Genomic DNA, 21845 nt, shown 5'->3' with positions numbered 1-21845 from the left:
GGCGGCATCGGAATGGCGACCGTCAAATGGCCTCGCTCACTCTCGGCCTGGCAAGATAGAAGAGCCGCTCATAGGCCCCGTGTATCCGCTGAACCTGGAGCGCGAGCGCCTTGGCGCCGACATTCGAAAGAGTGCCGCGATCCAGCAATGCCTGCTCGACATGCGTGGAAAGCCTTTTCCACCAGCCGGCGTGGGCAAGATTGTCTGTCGGAATCGAATAGTTCATCTGCTCGAAGATGGCCGTCAGCTTGAAGACCGACGGCTCGATGCTGATCACCGGGGTGCCTTCGCACAGCGCCAGAATGGATGCGTGCAGGCGGCTGCTGACCAGAACGCCCATTCGCCCGTAAAAGCCACGCAGTTCCCTGTAGGTCGGCTGGCGCTCGATGACGATCCCGCCATGGCGGGCGGCGAACTGGTGCGCGAGCTCCAGATCATGGTTCATGGCGTTGGACAGATAGACGAACTCCCGACCGAGCGTCTTGATGCGCGCGAAGAAGTCATCCCACTCGTCCTGGCCCCGCATCGCCTCGAGCCCGTTGATCGAGATGCCGATCGCGCCTTCGGGGATGGCGTCCGCCGGAGCGATCTTGATCGCGTCGGGGATGGACGCAAGAAACACCAGGTCGGGCGATTCATGAATCCGCCCAGCCTCGACACCAAGCTTTAAGGCCTCCTGCACCGACTGTGCATCCCGCACACCGACATAGTCGGCGTTGCAATAGACGTGCTTAACGAGTTCGCGCAGGCGTGGATCGCTGATCTCGATGCTGTGGTTTATGATCGCGGTCCGCTTGCCGAGGCGCTGCGCGATTCTCAGGATCAGCAGCAGCCGGAACGTCTGATCCGGATTGCCGGTGGGGTGAAACTCGCCCGCCGGGTTCCACACAAGGAGGTCTGACCATCGGCAGGTGTCGAACGTTCGCGCGACCTCGTCGCGACCGATCAGGCCCAGCCGCGCCAGATTTTGCCGGAGCGCGATGGCGCGCTTGATCTGGCGCAGGCGCCCGGTGAGCTCCTTCGCGGTCTGATCCAGCCTGACGAGGCGCTCGTCCGCCAGCGGTGCCAGATTGGGTTGCGGCGATGGGGAGAAGCGCGCGAGCAAGCGGTCGGCCAACGCGTCAAATGCCTGGATCAAGCTGCCGCCGCCTGCCTGGAGGTGGGCAATCTTAAGATGCTCGAAGAAGCGCGGATAACGGTCCATCGCGCGGATTTCCGCGTTGGGAAGTTCGCGTTTGAAGAAATTGATCAACTCGATCGACAGAGCCTCATTGCCAGCATTCTGCGTGGACATCCGAGTGATTAACGCGACCTTGGATATAGGCATACGCGAGCTTCCTCCTCCACTGTATCTCCTACGTTGCAATCCATTCATGCTATGTTGCAACGGCGGAACGACCATGTATCCGGATCGTTAATGATTATCAGCGAAAGAAGATCCGCCATCGGATGCTGATTTCGCAAGCCATCAGACATCAAGGCTCGAAAAGTCCATGCGGCCTCAGATGCAGCTCAAGAAGAACTGCAAATCAGCCGCGATAACGCCTGCACGCCATCCCGGCTGACCCTACGCCCTTTTGGACCTTTGATAGTACGTCTGAACGACCCGATCACTGTGGATGGCGGCGGCTCAGAATGGAAAAGTCCAATAAATTCAGGAAGGAAGCGTGGTGGGCGCGGCAAGGATTGAACTTGCGACCCCTGCGGTGTGAACACAGTGCTCTACCACTGAGCTACGCGCCCACGCTTCGCTTGGGCCGAGCCCGAAGGCCCGGGAAGAAAATCGGCCGCTCGTGGCGAAGCGGCCGGTGGAGGAGGCGATTATCCGGTTGGCATGGGCCTGTCCAGCCCCCGCGCACGATTTTACCGCCATCTCCATATGGATTGCCCGATCTAGTTGATCAGATCCTTGAGGCCCTTGCCGGGCTTGAACTTCGGCTGTGCCGAAGCCTTGATGTCCATCGGCTCGCCCGTGCGCGGATTGCGGCCGGTGGATGCCTTGCGCTGGCCCACGAGAAAGGTACCGAATCCGACCAGGCGAACCTCGTCGCCGGATTTCAGCGCCGAACCGATCGTCTCGAAAACGGCCTCGACGGCCTTGCCCGCATCGCCCTTGGCGAGCCCCGTGGCCTCGGCCACCGCAGCGATAAGCTCCTGCTTGTTCATACCCCTCTTAGCCCCTGTATGATGCATGTTCGGGAGTCGCGGCCACAGCCGTGGTGCATGTAGAGCCCGGCATCGGGGCTCCTGTCAAAAGTAAAGAGGGTTACCAACGTCGAAACGAGCCGATTCGTCGCGATTCGGGATCGCGACGAATCGGAAAGTCTAATCGGGATCAGTGCCGGATGGCCGGCTCCGCCGCCTCGCCGCCGCGATGCACCGGCTGAGCGGCGAGCTCGTCGGCCTCGGTCCAGTCGATCGGCGCGAGCGGCCCGGCCAGCGCCAGCGCCAGCACCTCGTCGACATGTGCCACGGGCACGATCTTCAGCCCCTCGAGCGTGTTCGCGGGGATATCGGCCAGATCCTTTTCATTCTCCTTGGGGATGAGCACGGTGGTGATGCCGCCGCGCAGCGCCGCGAGCAGCTTCTCCTTGAGGCCGCCGATCGGCAGGACGCGGCCGCGCAACGTCACCTCGCCCGTCATCGCCACCTCGCGCCGGACCGGCACGCCGGTCAGCGTCGAGATGATCGCGGTCACCATGCCGATGCCCGCCGAGGGACCATCCTTGGGAACCGCGCCTTCGGGCAGGTGGATATGCACATCCTTGCGCGCGAACAGGCTGGGCTTGACGCCATAACCCGGCGCGCGCGCCTTCACGAAGGAGAAGGCGGCCTGCACCGATTCCTGCATCACCTCGCCGAGCTTGCCCGTCGTCTTCACCTGCCCCTTGCCAGGCACGGTCACCGCCTCGATGGTCAGCAGCTCGCCGCCCACCTCGGTCCAGGCGAGGCCGGTAACGGCACCGATCTGGTCCTCCTCCTCGCTCACGCCGAAGCGATATTTGCGCACGCCCGCAAATTCGGAGAGATTTTCCGGGGTGATGGTGACGGTCTCCGCCTTGCCCTCCAAGATGCGGCGCAGGCTCTTGCGCGCGAGCTTGGCGATCTCCCGCTCCAGCGTACGCACGCCAGCCTCGCGAGTATAATAGCGGATCAGGTCGCGCAGCCCCCCGTCAGTCAGCACGAACTCGTCTGGCTTCAGGCCATGCGCCTCGATCTGCTTTTCGAGGAGATGCGACTTGGCGATCTCGACCTTCTCATCCTCCGTATACCCCTCAAGCCGGATGATCTCCATGCGGTCGAGCAGCGGCTGCGGCAGGTTGAGCGAATTGGCCGTCGTCACGAACATGATGTCCGAAAGATCGACGTCGATCTCCAGATAATGGTCCTGGAATTTCGCATTCTGCTCCGGATCGAGCACCTCGAGCAGCGCGGAGGCCGGATCGCCGCGGAAATCCTGGCCCAGCTTGTCGATCTCGTCGAGCAGGAACAGCGGGTTGGACGTGCCGGCCTTCTTCAGGTTGGACACGATCTTGCCCGGCAGCGAGCCGATATAGGTCCGCCGGTGCCCGCGAATCTCGGCCTCGTCGCGCACGCCGCCCAGCGACTGGCGCACGAACTCGCGCCCCGTCGCCTTGGCGATCGAGCGGCCGAGCGAGGTCTTGCCCACGCCCGGCGGGCCGACCAGGCACAGGATCGGACCCTTCAGCTTGTTGGTCCGCGCCTGCACCGCGAGATATTCGACGATCCGTTCCTTGACCTTCTCCAGCCCATAATGGTCCGCGTCGAGCACCCTCTGCGCTTCGGCGATATCCTTCTTTAGCTTGCTCTTCTTGCCCCAGGGCAACCCCAGCAGCACGTCGAGATAGTTGCGCACGACCGTCGCCTCGGCGGACATCGGCGCCATGGTGCGCAGCTTCTTAAGCTCGGTCGTCGCCTTTGCGCGGGCTTCCTTGGACAGTTTCAGCTTGGTGATCTTGGCGGTGAGATCGGCGATCTCGTCGCCGCCCTCCTCGCTTTCCGTGCCCAGCTCACGCTGGATCGCCTTCAGCTGCTCGTTGAGATAATATTCGCGCTGCGTCTTCTCCATCTGGCGCTTGACGCGGCTGCGGATCTTCTTCTCCACCTGCAGCACGCCCAGCTCGCCCTCCATGAAGGCGAAGGACATTTCCAGCCGCTTCACGGGATCGAGCTCGACGAGCAGCGCCTGCTTGTCGGCGACCTTGATGTTGATATTGGCGGAAACCGCGTCGGCCAGACGCGAGGGATCGTCGATATCGGCGAGCTGCGTCGCCGTCTCCGCCGGCATCTTCTTGTTCAGCCGGGCATAATTTTCGAACTGATCGATCACCGAGCGCATCAGCGCGGCAATCTCATTGCCCTGTGTGCCGCCCCGATCGACCAGCTTCTCCTCGATCAGCGACACGTTCGCGGCAAGATGCGGCCCGCTCGTGTCGAGCTCGCCCAGCGTCGCGCGCTGCTTGCCTTCCACCAGCACGCGCACCGTGCCGTCCGGCAGCTTGAGCAGCTGCAGCACCGTCGCGACCACACCCAGATCATAAAGTGCCTGCGCATCCGGATCGTCCTCCGCCGGATCGAGCTGCGAGACGAGGAATATCGTCTTGTCCGCCGCCATGGCGCTTTCCAGCGCCGCCACGGATTTGTCGCGGCCCACGAAGAGCGGCACGATCATCTGCGGGAACACGACGATGTCGCGCAACGGCAGGACGGGAAGCTTGTCGGTCATGGATACTCCGTACAGCACGGGGGTTATGCCCGTGCCCTTCTTAACCTATATGGGGTGTAGTCGCTCGACGATCAATGTAAGCGACTGGCAATGTAAGCGACGGTGCGGCGATCAGACACCGTTCGCCATTGCGTTGCGCACCGCACCATGCGAACCGCGCGGTCATGCCTAAAGCCATGGCCGCGCCCGAGGGGCCCGATCAGATGAATGAAATTCCCGCCCGCCGTCCGCGGGATCAGGCGATCGACATTCTGCGCGGTCTGGCGCTGCTGACGATCACGGTGAACCATCTCACCGGCATCGTCGTACGCGGAGGCATGCGCGAGCCGGTCTTCCCCACTCTGTCGCATTGGGGCTTCTCCAGCGCGGCGGAGATTTTCTTCCTGCTTTCCGGCTATCTGGTCGGCGCCGTCTATCTTTCGGCCAATCGGCAGCACGGGCTGGAAGGCTTCACGCGCAAAATCTATGCCCGCGCGGGCAAGCTTTATCTCTATAATCTGCTGCTGTTCCTGCTCGTCCTGCCGATCTGCTGGATGTCGCCGCTGCTCGCCCGGCTGAGCTTCTTCGAATATTTCATCGCCGGCGGCCCGCTGGCCTTCGCCGGCTTCTTGATCGGCTATATCCAGCCTTATTGCCTGGAAATCCTCGCCGTCTACACGCTGCTGATGCTCACGGCGCCGCTCTTCGCCTGGCTGCTGCTGCGGCGGCCGGCGCTGGCGATAGGCGCCTCGGTGACGCTTTACGCCGTGGCCTATCATTATCCCTGGCTGCGTCCGCCGGGCGGCATGCCCGCGGGCGAATGGAAATGGAATTTCGGGCCCGGCTCCTGGCAATTGCTCTTCTTCGGCGCGCTCGCCGCCGGGCGCTTCGCGCTGCTCGACCGCGTCCGCCGCGCCTTCGTCGCTGATCGCCGCTGGCTGATCGCGGCCTTCGCGCTGTTCGCAGGGCTGACTATGCTGTTCGTCGCGCAGGAGCCGTTCGGTTTCCAGGTCTGGGGCCAGAGCAAGGTGCGCGTCGGGCCGGCGCGCGTCATCCATGTCCTGTCGGTCTGCCTGCTCGTGCTGGGTCTGCTATGGCGCATGCCCTGGCTCCAGTCGCTGCGCGCGAGCCGCTATGTCGCGGCGGTGGGCTCGGCCTCGCTGCAATGTTTTCTGGCAAGCGTGGTGATCAGCTATCTGGCGGGCTTCATCTGGATCGAGCTGACGCGCAACCATGCCGCCTATCTGCTGCTGTGCGGCGCGAGCCTTGTGGCGCTGCTGCTCTTCGCCCAGGGCCATCGCCAGCTCCGCGCGCTGCTCGCCTCGCCCCGGACGGCGGCACAGACGGCCTGACTCTCCGGACCGGCTTTCGACAGGCCCGGGGCTCCGGCCATAGCAAAACCCCCGCCGGTTCGGGACCGGCGGGGGCTGGATTGCGACAGATATTAGGACAATCAATTGGAGGCCGGAGGGCAGGCAACGCCCCCCGCCGCCGGGATCAGGCCGCGTCGCCGGCCTTTTCCTTGCCCTTCTTGGCGAAGACCTTGATCGGCTCCTTGCGGCCCTCGACCACATCCTTGTCGATCACGATCTCGTCCACGCCGTCGAGCGTCGGCAGGTCGAACATCGTATCGAGCAGCATGGCTTCGAGGATCGAGCGGAGGCCGCGCGCGCCGGTCTTGCGCACGATCGCCCTGCGCGCAACCGCGACAAGCGCCTCTTCGGTGAAGACCAGCTTTACGCCCTCCATCTCGAACAGCTTCTGATACTGCTTCACCAGCGCGTTCTTGGGCTCGGCGAGGATCTTCACCAGCGCCGCCTCGTCCAGATCCTCCAGCGTCGCGATGACGGGAAGACGGCCGACAAATTCCGGGATCAGGCCGAACTTCAGCAGATCCTCGGGCTCGCATTGGCGCAGCACCTCGCCCGTGCGCCGCTCCTCGGGCGCAGCGACATAGGCGCCGAAGCCGATCGACTTGCCCTGCAGGCGATCCGCGATGATCCGCTCCAGGCCGGAAAAGGCACCGCCGCAGATGAACAGGATGTTGGTCGTGTCCACCTGCAGGAATTCCTGCTGCGGATGTTTGCGCCCGCCCTGCGGCGGCACGCTCGCGGTCGTGCCTTCCATCAGCTTCAGGAGCGCCTGCTGCACGCCTTCGCCCGATACGTCGCGGGTGATGGAGGGATTGTCCGCCTTGCGGCTGATCTTGTCGATCTCGTCGATATAGACGATGCCGCGCTGCGCCCGCTCGACATTATAGTCGGATGCCTGGAGCAGCTTGAGGATGATATTCTCCACATCCTCGCCGACATAGCCCGCCTCGGTGAGCGTCGTCGCGTCCGCCATGGTGAAGGGCACGTCGAACGTCTTGGCGAGCGTCTGGGCGAGCAAAGTCTTGCCGCAGCCCGTGGGCCCGACCAGCAGGATGTTGGACTTTGCGAGCTCCACATCCGCGCCCTTGGCGCCGAAATTGAGCCGCTTGTAATGATTGTGGACCGCCACCGAGAGCACGCGCTTGGCCTGCCCCTGGCCGATCACATAATCATTCAGCACCGCGCAGATTTCCTGCGGCGACGGCACGCCCCCATCCTTGCGGCTCACCAGCGCGGACTTCGTCTCCTCGCGGATGATGTCGTTGCACAGCTCCACGCATTCGTCGCAGATGAAGACGGTCGGGCCGGCGATGAGCTTGCGCACCTCATGCTGCGACTTCCCGCAGAAGGAGCAGTAGAGCGTGCTCTTCGAATCACCGCCGCTGAGTTTTGTCATATCTCTCTTTTCCTTCGGCCAATCCCTGGCCGCTGTCCTGCGGGGTCATCCTAGACCCCTGCTTCCCGGGCCGGCAATGGCCTATCTGCCACGGCCGGCCGCAGAAAAGCTTTAGGCCGCCTGGGCCTCGTCGGCCGGCACCGGCCGCTTTTCGAACACCTCGTCGACGAGACCGAAGGCCTTGGCCTCCTCCGCCTCGAGGAATTTGTCGCGATCCATCGCCTTTTCGATCACGTCGATCGGCTGGCCGGTATATTGCGCATAGAGCGTGTTCATCCGGTGGCGGATACGCAATATTTCCTTGGCCTGGATCTCGATGTCGCTCGCCATGCCCTGCGCGCCGCCGGACGGCTGGTGGATCATGATCCGGGCGTTGGTGAGCGCCACGCGCATGCCCGGCTCGCCGGCCGCGAGCAGGAAGCTGCCCATCGACGCCGCCTGGCCGATGCAGACCGTGCCGACGCGCGGCCGGATATACTGCATCGTGTCATGGATCGCCATGCCCGCCGTGACGACCCCGCCCGGCGAGTTGATGTACATGAAGATGTCCTTCTTCGGATTTTCCGACTCGAGGAACAGCAGCTGCGCCGTGATCAGCGAGGCCATATGGTCCTCGACCGGCCCCACCACGAAGATGATCCGCTCGCGCAGCAGGCGCGAATAAATGTCGAAGCTACGCTCGCCGCGGTTCGACTGCTCGATGACGATGGGAACCAGCCCGGCGGCGACGTCGCTGGCATAACGATGATCGGAATCGAACTGCATGGGGAATAACTGTCCTTTCACCCTCTTAGATGCCCAACATCGGCCTTTGATCTGGTGAGTTCAAGGGGCCACGCCCTCTTGTCCTCCTGCGCCGTCCCGAACGCGGATATGGCGGGAACGGTTCAGTCCGCCCCGATCCCGGGCAGCGCCAGATAAGCCAGCCGCCGCATTTCCCGCCGCCCGCGCACCACCGTATCCAGGATCAGTCCGCAGAAGAGGTTGAGCGAGGCGAGGATCATCAGGCCCGTCGAAAGGATCGCGGTCGGCATGCGCGGCACCAGGCCCGTTTTGGCATAGGTCACGCCAAGCGGGATGGCGAGCAGCACCGCAATGCCCGCCAGCAGCGCGCCGATCGTGCCGAAGAACAGCACCGGCCGCTCGATCCGGAAAAGCAGCGCGATCGTCCGTAATATGCGCCATCCGTCGCGCCAGGTCGACAGCTTGGATGCGGAGCCTTCGGGCCGCGCGCCATAGGCGGTCACCAGCTCGCCCACCGGCATGCGCAGCTCCAGCGCATGGACGCTGATCTCCGTCTCTATCTCGAACCCGGTCGAAAGCACCGGGAAGCTCTTCACGAAGCGCCGCGAAAAGACGCGATAGCCGGACAAGATGTCGCTGAACGTCCGCCCGAAGATCCGCGCGAGAATGCCCGTCAGCAAGGCATTGCCGAAACGATGCCCCCGCCGATAGGCATGATCGACCTCGGACGCACGCGCGCCCACCACCATGTCGAGCCGCTCGTCGATCAGCTGGCGCACCAGCGCCGGGGCGGCGTCCGCATCATAGGTCGCGTCGCCATCGGCCATCACATAGATGTCGGCTTCCACATCGGCGAACATGCGGCGGACGACATGGCCCTTGCCCTGCATCCGCTCGCTGCGCACGATCGCACCGGCAGCGCGCGCGACCGCGACCGTCCGGTCGCTGCTGTTATTGTCATAGACATAGACGGTCGCCATCGGCAGCGCCGCCCGGAACGCCGCGACCGTGGGCCCGATCGCGACCTCCTCATTATGGCATGGCAGGATCACCGCCACGCGAAGCGCGCCCGGCAGCGGCAGAATGTCCGCCCCTGCCGGACGCGCTACGTTCATCTCAGCCCTCGCCGCCCTCGGCCTCGACCTTCTTCTTGGCCGGGGCCTTCTTCTTCGGCGCCGGCTTCTCGGCGGCCTCCGCAGGCGCGGCCTCGGCGGCCTCGACCTTCTTCTTGGCCGGGGCCTTCTTCTTCGGCGCGGGCTTCTCGGCGGCCTCGGCCTCTACCGGCGCGGCATGGTCATGACCATGGTCATGGTCGTGCGCATGATCATGGCCATGATCATGGTTGCAGTCGGGCCCATGGACGTGCGGCTTGGGCGAGCCGTCATCCTCGGCCTCGATCGCGGCTTCCAGCTCCTCGCGGGTCACGGCGCGATCGGAAATCTCCGCCTTGCCGAACAGGAAATCGACCACCTTATCCTCATAGAGCGGCGCGCGGAGCTGGGCGGCCGCCATCGGATCCTGCTGGATATATTGCAGGAAGCGCTCGCGATCCTTCGGGTTGTACTGCTGCGCCGCCTGGAGCGCGAGGCGCTGCATTTCCTGGGCGCTCACCTCGACGCCATTCTGCTGGCCGATCTCGGAGAGGAGCAGGCCCAGCCGCACGCGGCGCTCGGCGATCTTGCGATAATCCTCGCGATCCTTCTCCATCTCGGCGCGCGCGGCTTCGGGATCGGCCTCATGGCTCGCCTCATGCTCGAGCTGCGACCAGATCTGGCCGAACTCGGCCTCGACCATCGACGGCGGCACGGGGAAATCATGGCTGGAGGCGAGCTGGTCGAGCAGCTTGCGCTTCATATAGGTGCGGGTGAGGCCGTTCAGCTCCTGCTCGATCTGGCCCTTGATCAGGCCGCGGAGCTGCTCGAGGCTCTCAAGGCCGAGATTCTTCGCGAAATCCTCGTCGATCGCCGCTTCCTGCGGCACCTTCACCTCGGTGATCTTCACCTCGAAGGTGGCGGGCTTACCCTTGAGGCTCTCGACATTGTAATCGTCCGGGAAGGTGACGTTGAGGAGCTTCTCCTCGCCCACCTTCACGCCTTCGAGCTGCGCCTCGAAGCCGGGGATCAGGCGGCCCGAGCCGAGCTCGACCGACATGCCCTCGCCCGTGCCGCCCTCGAAGGCGACGCCGTCGACCTTGCCGACGAAATCCATCACGACCAAGTCGCCCTCGACCGCCGGATGGCCTTCCATCGCCGGCTCGAAACGCTTCTGGCTGGCGGCGAAGCGGGCGATCTGCTCGTCGACCTGCGCCTCTTCCGGCTCGACCGTCAGCCGCTCCAGCTTCAGCCCTTCGATCTGCGGGGCCGGCACGTCGGGCAGCACTTCGAGCGAGACCTTCAGCTCGGCATCCTTGCCCGCCTCATAGCCTTCGACCAGTTCGACCGCGGGCTGCATCGCCGGGCGCAGGCCCTTCTCGGCCAGCAGCGCCTGCACGGAATCGCGCACCGCGCTGTTCAGCGCTTCCTGCTCGAGCGCAGGCCCATGCAGCTTCTTGATGAGATTCGCCGGCACCTTGCCGGGGCGGAAGCCGGGCAGGCGGACATTGGGGGCCGCCTGCTTCACTTCGGCGTCGATGCGCCCGCTAATGTCCGTGGCGGGAATCGTCAGCGTGTAGGCGCGCTTCAGCCCCTCATTCAGCGTCTCGACAGTCTGCATCGGTCTCGAACTTTCTTTTGCCGGAATTTCGTTGGGCCGCTCCGCAGCTTGCGGAGCCTGGTGCGGGCGAAGGGACTCGAACCCCCACATCTTGCGATACTGGAACCTAAATCCAGCGCGTCTACCAGTTCCGCCACGCCCGCTTCAGGCCCGGTCGGCGGGCTCTATAGCAAGAGAGCACCAAAGGGCAAGGCATCGCCCGATTTCGGCGGAGCCGGATCGCCGCCGGATCGTTGAAAATGGGAAAAGGAGATGCGCCCCATGGCCACCACCCCCGATCCCCATCCCGATTCCCCGCCTTCGGCCCCTTCGGATACGCCCGAACAGATCAGCCCCGTCACCGAGCCCGGCCGCGAGAGCGTCGAGGATATTCCCCCGATCCCGCCGGACGTGGACGATTTCGAAAAGCCGATCCCGCCCGCCTGCCAGCATTCGCCGCTCGAAGATCCGGGCAGCCCGGGCGGCACCGCCGGCACGGGCGGCACCTTCCGCGAGCAGGACCGCTGATCCCGAATGATCCAGGCGAAGCCCGGATCGATTCGATCGTTCAGGCGAGCGCCTTCTTGAGCAGCTCGTTCACCACCGCCGGATTGGCCTTGCCGCCCATCGCCTTCATCGTCTGGCCAACGAAGAAGCCGAACAGCTTATCCTTGCCGCCGCGATAATCGGCCACCTTGTCGGCATTGGCCGCCATCACCTGGGCGATCGCCGCCTCGATCGCGCCGGTGTCGCTGGTCTGCTTGAGCCCGCGCTCCTCCACGATCTTCGCCGGATCGTCGCCGGTTTCGATCATGATCTCGAACACCTGCTTGGCGAGCGTGCCCGAAAGCGTGCCGTCCGCGACGAGGCCGAGCAGCTCCGCGCCCTGCGCCGGCGTCACCGGGCTTTCACCTATGCTTTTGCCCAGCCGATTGAGCGCGCCGAACAGGTCCGACGTCAGCCAGTTGGACGCAGCCTTCGCCACCTCCGCCTCGGGCTTGCCGGTCGCGGCCAGCAGCGCCTCGAACCAGCGCGCCGTCTCGACATCCGCGGTGATCACCGAGGCGGCATAAGCGGAAAGGCCGAGCGGCCCTTCATAGCGCGCACGCTTGGCATCGGGCAGCTCGGGCAGGCTCGCCTCGCATTCGGCGACGAATTCCTCCGAAAGCTCGAGCGGCAGCAGATCCGGATCGGGGAAGTAGCGATAGTCATGCGCATCTTCCTTGGAGCGCAGCGAGCGCGTCTCGATCTTGTCCGGATCGAACAGGCGGGTTTCCTGGACGATCGTGCCGCCGCTCTCGATCACGTCGACCTGACGCGTCGCCTCATATTCGATCGCGGCCTGCACGAAGCGCACCGAATTGACATTCTTGATCTCGCAGCGCGTGCCGAACGGCTCACCCGGCTTGCGCACCGAGACATTGACGTCGGCACGCATCGAGCCCTGCTCCATATTGCCGTCGCAGGAGCCGACATAGCGCAGGATCGATCTGAGCTTGCGGACATAAGCCCCTGCTTCTGCCGGAGAACGCATGTCCGGCTTGGACACGATCTCCATCAGCGCCACGCCCGACCGGTTGAGATCGACATAGGAGCGCGTCGGATGCTGGTCATGCATCAGCTTGCCCGCATCCTGCTCGATATGGATGCGCTCGATGCCAACCGTCTTGGGCTCGGCAATGCCCGCTTTCTCGTCCGCATCGATCAGCAGCGATCCCTCGCCCACGATCGGATGATAGAGCTGCGAGATCTGATAGCCCTGCGGCAGATCGGCATAAAAATAATTCTTCCGGTCGAAGCGCGACCAGCGATTGATCTGCGCGCCCAGCGCCATGCCGGTGCGCACCGCCTGCCGCACGCATTCGCCGTTCGGCACGGGCAGCATGCCGGGCATGGCCGCGTCGATCAGGCTCACCTGCGTGTTGGGTTCCGCGCCGAATTCGGTCGATGCGCCGGAAAAGAGCTTGGCCCTGGTCGCGATCTGGGCATGGACCTCCAGCCCGATCACGACTTCCCATTCGCCCGTCGCGCCCTGAATACGATAGCTGCTCATCTTACCACCATTTCTCCGCGCGCGCGGTGAAGCCGGCCCGTTCCTCGATCGCGAGACCGGCATTCAGCACGCCCTGCTCGTCGAGCGGCCTGCCGATGATCTGCAGCCCCAGCGGCAGCCCCGTCGCATCGAGCCCGCCCGGCACCGACATGGCCGGAAGGCCCGCAAGGCTCGCCGGAACGGTGAACACGTCGTTGAGATACATGGACAGCGGATCCGCCACCTTCTCGCCAAGCGCGAAGGCGGCCGACGGCGCGGTCGGCGTCAGCAGCAGGTCGCACGCTTCCCAGGCGCGCTCGAAATCGCGCGCGATCAGCGCGCGCACCTTCTGCGCCTTGGTATAATAAGCGTCGTAGAAACCGGCGGAGAGCACATAGGTGCCGATCAGGATGCGCCGCTTCACCTCCGCGCCGAAGCCCGCGGAGCGCGTCGCCGCATACATGTCGGCCAGGCTCGCGCCTTCGGGCAGCTCGCGCACGCCATAACGCACGCCATCATAGCGGGCGAGGTTCGACGAAGCCTCGGCCGGCGCGATAATATAATAGGTCGGCAGCGCATATTTGGTGTGCGGCAACGAGACCTCGACGATCTCGGCGCCTGCATCCTTCATGAAGCGGATGCCGCTTTCCCACAGTGCCTCGATCTCCGCGGGCATGCCTTCCACCCGATATTCCTTGGGAATACCGACGCGCTTGCCCTTGAGATCGCTCGACAATCCCGCTTCCCACTGCGGCACGGGCAAATCCAGCGAGGTGGAGTCCTTGGGATCGAATCCGCTCATCGCCTCGAGCAATATGGCGCAGTCGCGCACGTCGCGCGCCATCGGCCCGGCCTGATCGAGCGAGGAGGCGAAGGCCACCACGCCCCAGCGCGAGCAGCGGCCATAGGTCGGCTTGATGCCCGAAATGCCGGTGAAGGCCGCCGGCTGGCGGATCGAGCCGCCCGTATCCGTGCCTGTCGCACCCGGCGCCAGCCGCGCTGCGATCGCCGAGGAGGAACCGCCCGAGGAGCCGCCCGGGGCAAGCGGCGCGTTGCCGCCGTCATTGCGCCGCCACGGGCTCAGCACATGGCCGTAGGCGCTCGTCTCGTTGGAAGACCCCATGGCGAACTGGTCCATGTTGAGCTTGCCCAACATGCCCGCGCCCGCGCCGAACAGCTTGGCCGTCACGGTCGATTCATAGGTCGGCGTGAAGCCTTCCAATATGTGGCTCGCCGCCGTCGTCTGATAGCCGGCGGTGCAGAACAGGTCCTTGATGCCCAGTGGCACGCCCGAAAGCGCGCGCAACTCGCCGGTCGCACGCCCGCGATCGGCCGCTTCCGCCGCTTCGATCGCATGTTCCGGCGTTTCGACCAGGAAAGCGTTGAGCTTCCGCCCTGCCGTCACCGAGGCGTTGAACGCATCCGCCACTTCCCGCGCGGAGAAATCGCCAGCGCGAAAGCCGTCGCGGATCGCCGCGACACCCAGATCAGTCAAATCCGTCACTATTCGATCACCTTCGGCACCGCAAAAAAGCCTAGCTCGGCCTGCGGCGCATTTTTGAGGACCCCGTCGCGATCGTCGCCATCGGTCACGACGTCGTCGCGCAGGCGCAGATGATTGGGAATCACGGCGGCGAGCGGCGCCACGCCATCCGTATCCACCTCGCCCAATTGCTCGATCCAGCCGAGAATATTGTTGAGTTCAGGCACCATAGCCTCGATTTCGCGGTCGCTTATGGCGATCCGCGCGAGGCTGGCGATCTTGCGGACGGTATTTGCATCGACAGACATGGAGCGCGGCTAGCACCCGCGCCTTCCCGCTTCAAGGCCGCCGCATTCCATCGCACGGCCATTGCCTTTCGCCCCCGCGCCACGCATGGTTGATCCGTGTGATCGCTGTTAATGTTGCATTGCACAAAAGGGGAGTATGCGTGTGGGCCCGTCCTTTTCTTGAACCTAAAGCGGGACTGATCATGCTCGTACTCGCCGCCACGATCGGCTGGAATTTGTTTCAGGACCAGATCCTGCGCGCCACCTTCGTGCCGAGCGTCGGATTCGCACCGCCGCCGCCGGATACGGCGCCCGATTATACGCGCCCCGCAGCCTGGCTGTCGCGGCCCGACCTGCCGGACGATCCCGCGCGCTTCGTGCCGGAGGGCTTTGCCCGCGCCGAACAGCCGGATGTCGCCGTCTTCTATGTGGCGCCCACCACCTATCTTCGCCGCGACCGATGGAATGCGCCGCTCGACGATGCGCAGACCAATGATCGGCAGCGTATCTTCGCCTCTTCGCAGGCCAGCGCCTTCAACGGAATGGGCGCGATCTGGGCGCCGCGCTATCGCCAGGCGACAATGGGCGCCTTCCTCACCGACGGGGAAAGCGCCGCGCAGGCGCTCGATTTCGCCTATGGCGACGTGCTCCGTGCCTTCGACGCCTTCCTCGCCTCAATCCCCGCCTCGCGGCCGATCCTGCTTGCCGGCCACAGCCAGGGCTCGCTCCATCTGATCCGGCTGATGCAGGAGCGGATCGCCGGACAGCCAATCGCGCGGCGCATCGTCGCCGCCTATCTGGTCGGCTGGCCCATCTCGATCGAGGCGGACCTGCCCGCACTCGGCCTGCCGGCCTGCACCGGGCCCGGCCAGGCCGGCTGCGTCATTTCCTGGCAGAGCTTCGCCGATCCCGCCGATCCGCGCATGATCCGCGAATATTATGATGCCAGCACCGGCCTCACCGGCCGGTCCCGCCGCGGCACCGAGATGCTCTGCACCAATCCGCTCACCGGCGCGCCGCACACCGCGGCGCTGGCGACCGCCAATCGCGGCTCCCTGGTGCCCCGCCCGGGCGCCGAAGAGGTGAATTTCACCCGCGGCCTCGTCCCGGCGCGGTGCGATTCCTCCGGCCTGCTGCTGATCGGGCGGGAACCGGCCGGATATGGCCGCTATGTGCTGCCCGGCCGCAACTATCATGTCTTCGACTATGCCCTTTTCTGGGCCAATATCCGCGTCGACGCCCAAGCCCGCGCCGCGACCTTCCTCAAACGATGATCGCCGGCAACAGATCCGCCTTCGCCGCCGCCCTTCCCGCCGGCGGCCGGCTCGCCGGGCTCGATGTCGGTACCAAGACGATCGGCGTCGCGCTGTGCGATGCCGGCTGGACGATCGCAAGCCCGGCCGAAACGATCGCGCGCCGGAAATTCTCGGTCGATCTCGCCCGGCTGAAGGAGATTTTCGCGAAGGAAGCGGTCAAGGGGATCGTCATCGGCCTGCCGCTCAATCTGGACGGCAGCGATTCCCCGCGCACCCAGTCGACCCGCGCCTTCGCGCGCAACCTCGTGCCGCTCGGCCTGCCGATCCTGCTGTGGGACGAGCGCTGGTCCACCGCCGCCGTCACGCGCACGCTATTGGAGGCCGATGCCAGCCGCGCGCGCCGTGCCGAGCTCGTCGACAAGATGGCCGCCAGCTACATATTGCAAGGCGCGATCGACGCGCTGGCCATGGCCCGATAGCAGGCTCGCCGCCCGGCCGCGCGCCGGGATGGTGAAGAGGCGATTGCGTCCGCCCCTGCACCCGACTATCCCGCCGCCATGCCAGACGCAGCCGCCCCCCGCCCCTCGCCCGACCGGCCCGTCGACCATGTTTTTCCCCATCGCCATCTGACCGGCATTTACGGGCTGAAGCCCTGGGAAATCAGCTTCCTGCTGGACGAGGCGGAACAATGGGTCGCGCTCAATCGCGGGCGCACCAAGCATGACGACCGGCTCGCCGGCCTCACCCAGATCAACGCCTTCTTCGAAAACAGCACCCGCACCCTCCTTTCCTTCGAGATTGCGGGCAAGCGGCTGGGCGCGGACGTGGTCAACATGGCCGTCGCCCAATCCAGCGTGAAGAAGGGCGAGACGCTGATCGACACCGCCGTCACGCTGAACGCGATGCGCGCCGATGTGATCGTCATCCGCCATGAAGCGTCGGGCGCGGTGCAGCTCATCGCCGACAAGGTCGATTGTCCCGTGCTCAATGCCGGCGATGGCCGCCACGAGCATCCGACGCAGGCGCTGCTCGATGCGCTCACCATCCGCCGCCGCAAGGGACGGATCGAGGGGCTAACGGTCGCCATTTGCGGCGATGTGCTCCACAGCCGCGTCGCCCGCTCGAACATAATCGCACTGACGGCGCTCGGTGCCACGGTCCGCGTCGTCGGCCCTCCTACCCTCATTCCCGCCGCGATCGAGCGGATGGGCGTCGAACGCTTCACCGATTTCGATGCCGGGCTGGAAGGTGCCGACGTGGTGATGATGCTCCGCCTCCAGCGCGAGCGTATGGCGGGCGGCTTCGTCCCCTCGCCGCGCGAATATCATGCGCTCTACGGCCTCACGCCCGAACGGCTTGCCCGCGCCGCGCCCGATGCGCTGGTGATGCATCCCGGCCCGATGAATCGCGGCGTCGAAATCGCCTCCTCCGTCGCCGACGATGTCGAGCGTTCCGCCATCACCGAGCAGGTGGAAATGGGCGTCGCCGTCCGCATGGCCTGTCTCGACGTGCTGACCCGCGGCCGGCGCGGCGTGGAGGGCTGGGCATGAAGCCGCTCGCCATTATCGGCGGCCGCATCGTCGATCCCGCCGGTGCCCTGATCGAAGGCGGCATCCTCGTCGTCGACCGCCGCATCGCCGCCATCGGTCATTTCGACCTGCCGGCCGAGGCCAGCGTGATCGAGGCGAAGGGCGCGCTGGTGGCGCCGGGCCTGGTCGATCTCGGCGCCTTCGCGATCGACATGCGCGCTTTTGCCGCAGGGGGTATCACGCGCGCCGCGCTGATGCCCGATCAGTCGCCGCCGCTCGACAATTCCGCGCTCGTCCAGCGCGCGGCCGCCGCCGGCAAGCCGGACGTATGGATCCATCCGCTCGCCGCCGCCACGCGCGGGCTCGAAGGACATGAGCTTGCCGAGATCGGCCTGATGAAGGCCGCCGGCGCCTGCGCGGTCGCCACGGGGCGCGGCTGGATCGCCGATTCGGGCGTGATGCACCGGCTTCTTTCCTATGCCGGCGCGCTCGGCATCACCGTCATTTCCCATGCCGAAGATGCGGGGCTCACCGCCCATGCCGTCGCCACGTCGGGCGAGACGGCGACACGCCTCGGCCTCGCTTCCGCGCCGGCGATCGCGGAGGCCATGGCGGTCGCGCGCGATCTGGCGCTGGTCGAGGATACGGGCGCGCGGCTCCATTTCCGTCAGGTCACGACGGCGCGCGCGCTCGATCTGATCCGCGCGGCCAAGCTGCGCGGCCTGCCCGTCACCTGCGGCATCAGCCCGGCGCATCTCTTCCTGTCGGATATGGCGGTCACGGGCTTCCGCACCTTCGCCCGCCTCTCGCCGCCGCTGCGCGACGAGGCCGATCGCCTCGCCTGCCTCGCGGCGATCGCGGACGGCACGATCGACGTCATCTGTTCCGCCCATGATCCGCAGGGGCCCGAGGCCAAGCGCCTGCCCTTCGCCGATGCGGAGCCGGGCATGGCGGGCGCGGAAACGCTGCTTGCCCTGTCGCTCGGCCTGGTGCGCGACCATCTGATCGATCTGTCGCGCCTGTTCGCGCTCCTCTCCTTCAATCCGGCGCGGCTGCTCGGCATCCCCGGGGGCACGCTGGCGGTGGGCGCGGAGGCGGACCTGATCCTGGTCGATCCCGATGCGCCCTGGCGGATCGATGCGGATCGCATGGCGGGCGCCGCCGGCAACACCCCCTTCGATTCGCTTCCCGTGCAGGGCCGCGTGCTCCGCACGATCAAAGGTGGTCAGCCGGTCGGCTGACGGGCGAGAGCGGCCAGCCGGTCGGCTGAATAGGGATATCGGCGGGCAAGAGGGCGCGATATAGCCATGTCCCGGGGGATGAATCCGGGGGAAGGATCAGGGTGAGGAACAGGGCGATATTGGCGGCGGCGCTCGGGCTGGCGCTCATCGGCGCCTCCGCCCGGGCCGGCGTGCAGCAGGGCAATGATGCCTGGTATGCCGGCGACCATGCCCGCGCCGTGATCGAATGGCGCGCTGCTGCCGAGGCGGGCGATGCCGAGGCCCAATATAATCTCGCCCAGGCCTATAAGCTCGGCCAGGGCGTCACCATGAACATGAAGCTCGCGCAGCTATGGTATCGCAAGGCCGCGCTCCAGGGCCATCAGCAGGCCGAGGATAATCTCGGCCTGCTGATGTTCCGCCAGGGCGATCGCGAGGGCGCGATGCAGTGGATCCGCAAATCCGCCGCCCGGGGCGAGCCGCGCGCGCTCTATGTGATGGGCACCGCCCATTTCAACGGCGATCTGCTGCCCAAGGACTGGCCCCGCGCCTATGCGCTGATGCGCCGCGCCGCCGCCGCCGGCCTGCCCCAGGCGCAGGCCAGCCTCGCCCAGATCGAAACCCATATCTCCGCCGATCAGCGCGCGCAGGGCATCGCGCTGGAAGCCACCATTACGCCACGGCAGCCCGCCGCCACCTATGCCGCCGCGACACCGCCCCAGCCCGCACCCCAATCCGCGCCGGCGCCTGTCGAGACGGCCGCCGCCCTGGTCGCGCCCCAACCCCGGCTTCAGCCGGTCATCCCATCGGTCATCGCGCCCGTTCCCGAACCCGCCGCCGTCCGGCCGGCAGCGTCCCCGAAAGCACCGGGCGCCGCGCCCGATCCGGCGCCGGCACGCGCGGTCGAGGCGGCATCGCGCCCGGTGGGCGGCGATTGGCGCGTGCAGCTCGGCGCCTTCGGCAGCGTCGATGGCGCGCGCAACGCCTGGGCGGGGCTGTCCGCCCGGATCGCCGCGCTCAAGGGGCTGAGCTTCCAGACGCAGAAGGCCGGCACGATGAACCGTCTCCAGGCGGGCGGCCTCGCCAGCAAGGCGGAGGCCGAGCGCGTCTGCCGTGCCGTCGCCGCCGCCAAGGCCCCCTGCTTCCCCGTCGCGCCCTGATCCGGGGACCTTTATACCGTCTCCGGAAAGCTTTCACCTTTCCGGAGAGTGGGTGACGCTCAAGCGCCGCGCGGGCTGATAGCGTCTCCGGAAGGGTCGAACCGTCCCGGAATCGCCATCATTCCACCCAATCCCTGCGCGCATAGCCCTGCGCATAGAGCAATGCGGTCAGGTCGCCATGCTGGATGCGCGCATCGGCGGCGGCGGCTGTTTTGGGCTTGGCATGATAGGCGATGCCCAGCCCCGCCGCCTCGATCATCGGAATATCGTTCGCGCCGTCGCCTACCGCCATCGTCTGGGACGGATCCAGCCCCAGCGCGGCCGCTTCGGCAAGCAGCGTCTCGCGCTTGGTGGCGGCCCCCACGATCGGCCGCGCCACCGTGCCCGCCAGCCGGCCGGCATCCAGCTCCAGCAGGTTGGAAATGGCCCGGTCGAACCCGATTTCTGCCGCCACCCGATCCGCAAAGGCGGTGAAGCCGCCCGATACGAGCACGGATCGCGCGCCCTTCGCCTTCATCGTGCGGATCAGCGGCTTGGCGCCCGCCATGATCGTGACGCGCTCGGCATGGCAGCGGTCGATGACGGCCGCGTCCAGCCCCTTGAGCAGCGCCACCCGCGCATCGAGCGCGCCCTCGAAATCCAGTTCGCCGCGCATCGCCCGTTCGGTGATCTCGGCGATCTCAGGCTTGATCCCGGCATAATCGGCGAGCTCGTCGATACATTCGATCGTGATCATGGTCGAATCCATGTCCGCCACGATCAGCTTCTTGGCCCGGCCCGCCTCGGGCTGGACCACCACATCGACGGAGGGGAGCAGCCCCTCCAGCGCCGCGCGCGCGGCCGCCACGTCGATCCGGCCGAAGGGTAGGTCCGCCGCCACGCCCTCATCGATCCAGCGCGCCGCGCCGGGCACGCCGCCCACGCCGGCTATGGCGTCGCGCGCCATGTCGATATCGGCCGCAGCCAGGCTTTCAGATGCTATGAGCGTCGCAATGAACATGAAAAATTCCCCAGGCCTTCCGCCGGTGGCGCTTATTGCGGGGCCGACGGCCAGCGGCAAGTCGGCTCTCGCGCTTCGCCTCGCCGAAATGGCGAACGGCATGATCATCAATGCCGATGCGTCGCAGCTTTACGCCGATCTGCGCATCCTTTCGGCGCGGCCCTCGCCCGAAGAGGAAGCCCGCGCGCCCCATCGCCTGTTCGGCTATCGCGACGGCGCCACGCCCTGTTCCGCCGCGGACTGGGCCGCCGACGCCCGCATGAGCCTGATCGAGGCGCAGAATGTGGGCCGCCTCCCCATCCTCGTCGGCGGCACCGGCCTCTATCTGCGCACGCTGCTCGACGGGATCGCGCCGGTGCCCGAAATCGATCCGGATATCCGCGCCGCCGTCCGCGCGCTCCCCGTGGCGGAAGCGCATGCCGCCCTCGCCCGGGAGGATGCCGCCACCGCCGCCCGCCTGCGCCCCACCGACACGAGCCGCGTCGCTCGCGCGCTCGAGGTGATCCGCTCCACCGGCCGGCCGCTCGCCGCCTGGCAGGAGGAACGCAGCGGCGGCATCGGCGATCATGTACGGCTGATCCCCACGATCCTCTTACCCCCGCGAGACTGGCTTTATGCGCGCTGCGACGCTCGCTTCGCCGCCATGCTGGACGAAGGCGCCATCGCCGAGGTGGAGGCGCTGCTCGCCCGCCGGCTCGATCCCGCTCTGCCCGTGATGCGCGCGATCGGCGTGCCCGAAATCGCCGCCTGGCTTGCCGGCGAGACGGATCGCACCACAATGATCGACCGTGCCGCCACCGCCACGCGGCGCTATGCCAAGCGGCAATATACCTGGTTCGCGCATCAGCCGCCGGAAGGCTGGCCGCGCCATCGCGACGCAGTCGATCAAAGGCGCATCGATGAATTAGCAATTTTATTACAACAACAGGCGTTGACAGGTTAGTTTAT

The 21845-nt window shown here is 66.1% G+C and carries 19 protein-coding genes and 2 tRNA genes; 8 read left to right on the top strand and 13 right to left on the bottom strand.

From position 1 onward, the window contains the following. Window positions 1-22: 22 nt before the first annotated feature. The 4 genes from CLG96_RS13415 to lon all read right to left on the bottom strand — a co-directional run bounded on the left by CLG96_RS13415 (window position 23) and on the right by lon (window position 4747). Window positions 23-1327, bottom strand: a complete 1305-nt coding sequence (locus CLG96_RS13415; protein ID WP_165799646.1) for a polysaccharide pyruvyl transferase family protein — start codon at window positions 1325-1327, stop codon at window positions 23-25. A 341-nt stretch (window positions 1328-1668) separates the two neighbouring features. Beyond that, a tRNA-Val gene (locus CLG96_RS13410) sits at window positions 1669-1743 on the bottom strand. 150 nt (window positions 1744-1893) lie between these two features. Then, entirely contained in the window at window positions 1894-2166 is a 273-nt protein-coding gene (locus tag CLG96_RS13405) for an HU family DNA-binding protein (protein ID WP_107968462.1), read from the bottom strand. 169 nt (window positions 2167-2335) lie between these two features. Beyond that, a complete protein-coding gene (gene lon / locus CLG96_RS13400; RefSeq protein ID WP_107968461.1) occupies window positions 2336-4747 on the bottom strand; it encodes an endopeptidase La in 2412 nt (803 codons plus the stop codon). Between the two features lie 164 nt (window positions 4748-4911). On the opposite strand from lon, the gene opgC reads away from it, so the two are divergent. Beyond that, window positions 4912-6078 (top strand): OpgC domain-containing protein, encoded by a 1167-nt coding sequence (opgC, locus tag CLG96_RS13395; protein WP_243395773.1) that lies wholly within the window; start codon window positions 4912-4914, stop codon window positions 6076-6078. A gap of 145 nt (window positions 6079-6223) precedes the next feature. Here opgC and clpX read toward each other — a convergent pair whose 3' ends face one another. From clpX to CLG96_RS13370, 5 genes are all read right to left on the bottom strand, one after another. After that, window positions 6224-7495, bottom strand: a complete 1272-nt coding sequence (gene clpX / locus CLG96_RS13390) for an ATP-dependent Clp protease ATP-binding subunit ClpX (protein WP_107968460.1) — start codon at window positions 7493-7495, stop codon at window positions 6224-6226. A 111-nt stretch (window positions 7496-7606) separates the two neighbouring features. Beyond that, window positions 7607-8260 (bottom strand): ATP-dependent Clp endopeptidase proteolytic subunit ClpP, encoded by a 654-nt coding sequence (gene clpP, locus CLG96_RS13385; RefSeq protein ID WP_107968459.1) that lies wholly within the window; start codon window positions 8258-8260, stop codon window positions 7607-7609. Window positions 8261-8382: 122 nt separating this feature from the next. Next, window positions 8383-9354, bottom strand: coding sequence for a glycosyltransferase family 2 protein (locus CLG96_RS13380; protein WP_107968458.1), 972 nt, complete (start codon window positions 9352-9354; stop codon window positions 8383-8385). A gap of 1 nt (window position 9355) precedes the next feature. Further along, window positions 9356-10951 (bottom strand): trigger factor, encoded by a 1596-nt coding sequence (gene tig / locus CLG96_RS13375; RefSeq protein ID WP_107968457.1) that lies wholly within the window; start codon window positions 10949-10951, stop codon window positions 9356-9358. A 58-nt stretch (window positions 10952-11009) separates the two neighbouring features. Further along, window positions 11010-11094 (bottom strand) — tRNA-Leu (locus CLG96_RS13370). 118 nt (window positions 11095-11212) lie between these two features. On the opposite strand from CLG96_RS13370, the gene CLG96_RS13365 reads away from it, so the two are divergent. Then, complete coding sequence (locus tag CLG96_RS13365; RefSeq protein ID WP_107968456.1) at window positions 11213-11458, top strand: hypothetical protein; 246 nt, start codon at window positions 11213-11215, stop codon at window positions 11456-11458. Window positions 11459-11498: 40 nt separating this feature from the next. Here the strand turns inward: CLG96_RS13365 and gatB are convergent, their stop codons facing one another. From gatB to gatC, 3 genes are read right to left on the bottom strand one after another with little or no spacing between them, the layout of a single operon-like run. Continuing rightward, window positions 11499-12983, bottom strand: a complete 1485-nt coding sequence (gene gatB / locus CLG96_RS13360) for an Asp-tRNA(Asn)/Glu-tRNA(Gln) amidotransferase subunit GatB (RefSeq protein WP_107968455.1) — start codon at window positions 12981-12983, stop codon at window positions 11499-11501. A gap of 1 nt (window position 12984) precedes the next feature. Next, window positions 12985-14466 (bottom strand): Asp-tRNA(Asn)/Glu-tRNA(Gln) amidotransferase subunit GatA, encoded by a 1482-nt coding sequence (gene gatA, locus CLG96_RS13355; protein ID WP_107968454.1) that lies wholly within the window; start codon window positions 14464-14466, stop codon window positions 12985-12987. Continuing rightward, window positions 14466-14753: an Asp-tRNA(Asn)/Glu-tRNA(Gln) amidotransferase subunit GatC gene (gatC, locus tag CLG96_RS13350; protein ID WP_107968453.1), complete on the bottom strand. Its 288-nt coding sequence runs from the start codon at window positions 14751-14753 to the stop codon at window positions 14466-14468. Before gatC ends, gatA begins: the two co-directional genes overlap by 1 nt. A gap of 182 nt (window positions 14754-14935) precedes the next feature. Between gatC and CLG96_RS13345 the strand changes: the two genes are divergently transcribed. From CLG96_RS13345 to CLG96_RS13325, 5 genes are all read left to right on the top strand, one after another. Next, complete coding sequence (locus CLG96_RS13345; RefSeq protein ID WP_207796687.1) at window positions 14936-16006, top strand: DUF3089 domain-containing protein; 1071 nt, start codon at window positions 14936-14938, stop codon at window positions 16004-16006. Beyond that, window positions 16003-16467: a Holliday junction resolvase RuvX gene (gene ruvX / locus CLG96_RS13340; RefSeq protein WP_107968451.1), complete on the top strand. Its 465-nt coding sequence runs from the start codon at window positions 16003-16005 to the stop codon at window positions 16465-16467. Before CLG96_RS13345 ends, ruvX begins: the two co-directional genes overlap by 4 nt. 78 nt (window positions 16468-16545) lie before the next feature. After that, window positions 16546-17538: an aspartate carbamoyltransferase catalytic subunit gene (locus CLG96_RS13335; protein WP_107968450.1), complete on the top strand. Its 993-nt coding sequence runs from the start codon at window positions 16546-16548 to the stop codon at window positions 17536-17538. Next, the gene (locus CLG96_RS13330; protein WP_107968449.1) at window positions 17535-18758 is read left to right on the top strand and encodes a dihydroorotase; all 1224 of its coding nucleotides are present in this window, start codon (window positions 17535-17537) and stop codon (window positions 18756-18758) included. The genes CLG96_RS13335 and CLG96_RS13330 overlap by 4 nt, the downstream gene beginning before the upstream one ends. A 101-nt stretch (window positions 18759-18859) precedes the next feature. Continuing rightward, a complete protein-coding gene (locus CLG96_RS13325) occupies window positions 18860-19897 on the top strand; it encodes an SPOR domain-containing protein (protein WP_243395772.1) in 1038 nt (345 codons plus the stop codon). Window positions 19898-20015: 118 nt separating this feature from the next. On the opposite strand, the gene serB is transcribed toward CLG96_RS13325, so the two are convergent. After that, entirely contained in the window at window positions 20016-20897 is an 882-nt protein-coding gene (gene serB / locus CLG96_RS13320; protein ID WP_107968448.1) for a phosphoserine phosphatase SerB, read from the bottom strand. Between serB and miaA the strand changes: the two genes are divergently transcribed. Continuing rightward, a complete protein-coding gene (gene miaA / locus CLG96_RS13315) occupies window positions 20890-21840 on the top strand; it encodes a tRNA (adenosine(37)-N6)-dimethylallyltransferase MiaA (protein ID WP_107968781.1) in 951 nt (316 codons plus the stop codon). The genes serB and miaA overlap by 8 nt on opposite strands. The last annotated feature ends 5 nt before the right edge of the window (window positions 21841-21845 follow it).

The sequence above is a fragment of the Sphingomonas oleivorans genome (assembly GCF_003050615.1).
GTDB classification, from domain to species: domain Bacteria; phylum Pseudomonadota; class Alphaproteobacteria; order Sphingomonadales; family Sphingomonadaceae; genus Sphingomonas_H; species Sphingomonas_H oleivorans.
This window is presented reverse-complemented; position numbering and strand designations above follow the sequence as displayed.

Bases quoted from the DNA above. Each gene is read 5' to 3' on its own strand.
- CLG96_RS13405 (WP_107968462.1), bottom strand. From the start codon at position 2,166: ATGAACAAGCAGGAGCTTATCGCTGCGGTGGCCGAGGCCACGGGGCTC.
- lon (WP_107968461.1), bottom strand. From the start codon at position 4,747: ATGACCGACAAGCTTCCCGTCCTGCCGTTGCGCGACATCGTCGTGTTC.
- CLG96_RS13330 (WP_107968449.1), top strand. From the start codon at position 17,535: ATGAAGCCGCTCGCCATTATCGGCGGCCGCATCGTCGATCCCGCCGGT.
- clpP (WP_107968459.1), bottom strand. From the start codon at position 8,260: ATGCAGTTCGATTCCGATCATCGTTATGCCAGCGACGTCGCCGCCGGG.
- tig (WP_107968457.1), bottom strand. From the start codon at position 10,951: ATGCAGACTGTCGAGACGCTGAATGAGGGGCTGAAGCGCGCCTACACG.
- serB (WP_107968448.1), bottom strand. From the start codon at position 20,897: ATGTTCATTGCGACGCTCATAGCATCTGAAAGCCTGGCTGCGGCCGAT.
- CLG96_RS13345 (WP_207796687.1), top strand. From the start codon at position 14,936: ATGCTCGTACTCGCCGCCACGATCGGCTGGAATTTGTTTCAGGACCAG.
- gatC (WP_107968453.1), bottom strand. From the start codon at position 14,753: ATGTCTGTCGATGCAAATACCGTCCGCAAGATCGCCAGCCTCGCGCGG.
- clpX (WP_107968460.1), bottom strand. From the start codon at position 7,495: ATGACAAAACTCAGCGGCGGTGATTCGAAGAGCACGCTCTACTGCTCC.
- CLG96_RS13415 (WP_165799646.1), bottom strand. From the start codon at position 1,327: ATGCCTATATCCAAGGTCGCGTTAATCACTCGGATGTCCACGCAGAAT.
- ruvX (WP_107968451.1), top strand. From the start codon at position 16,003: ATGATCGCCGGCAACAGATCCGCCTTCGCCGCCGCCCTTCCCGCCGGC.
- CLG96_RS13335 (WP_107968450.1), top strand. From the start codon at position 16,546: ATGCCAGACGCAGCCGCCCCCCGCCCCTCGCCCGACCGGCCCGTCGAC.
- CLG96_RS13365 (WP_107968456.1), top strand. From the start codon at position 11,213: ATGGCCACCACCCCCGATCCCCATCCCGATTCCCCGCCTTCGGCCCCT.
- CLG96_RS13380 (WP_107968458.1), bottom strand. From the start codon at position 9,354: ATGAACGTAGCGCGTCCGGCAGGGGCGGACATTCTGCCGCTGCCGGGC.
- opgC (WP_243395773.1), top strand. From the start codon at position 4,912: ATGCCTAAAGCCATGGCCGCGCCCGAGGGGCCCGATCAGATGAATGAA.
- gatB (WP_107968455.1), bottom strand. From the start codon at position 12,983: ATGAGCAGCTATCGTATTCAGGGCGCGACGGGCGAATGGGAAGTCGTG.
- miaA (WP_107968781.1), top strand. From the start codon at position 20,890: ATGAACATGAAAAATTCCCCAGGCCTTCCGCCGGTGGCGCTTATTGCG.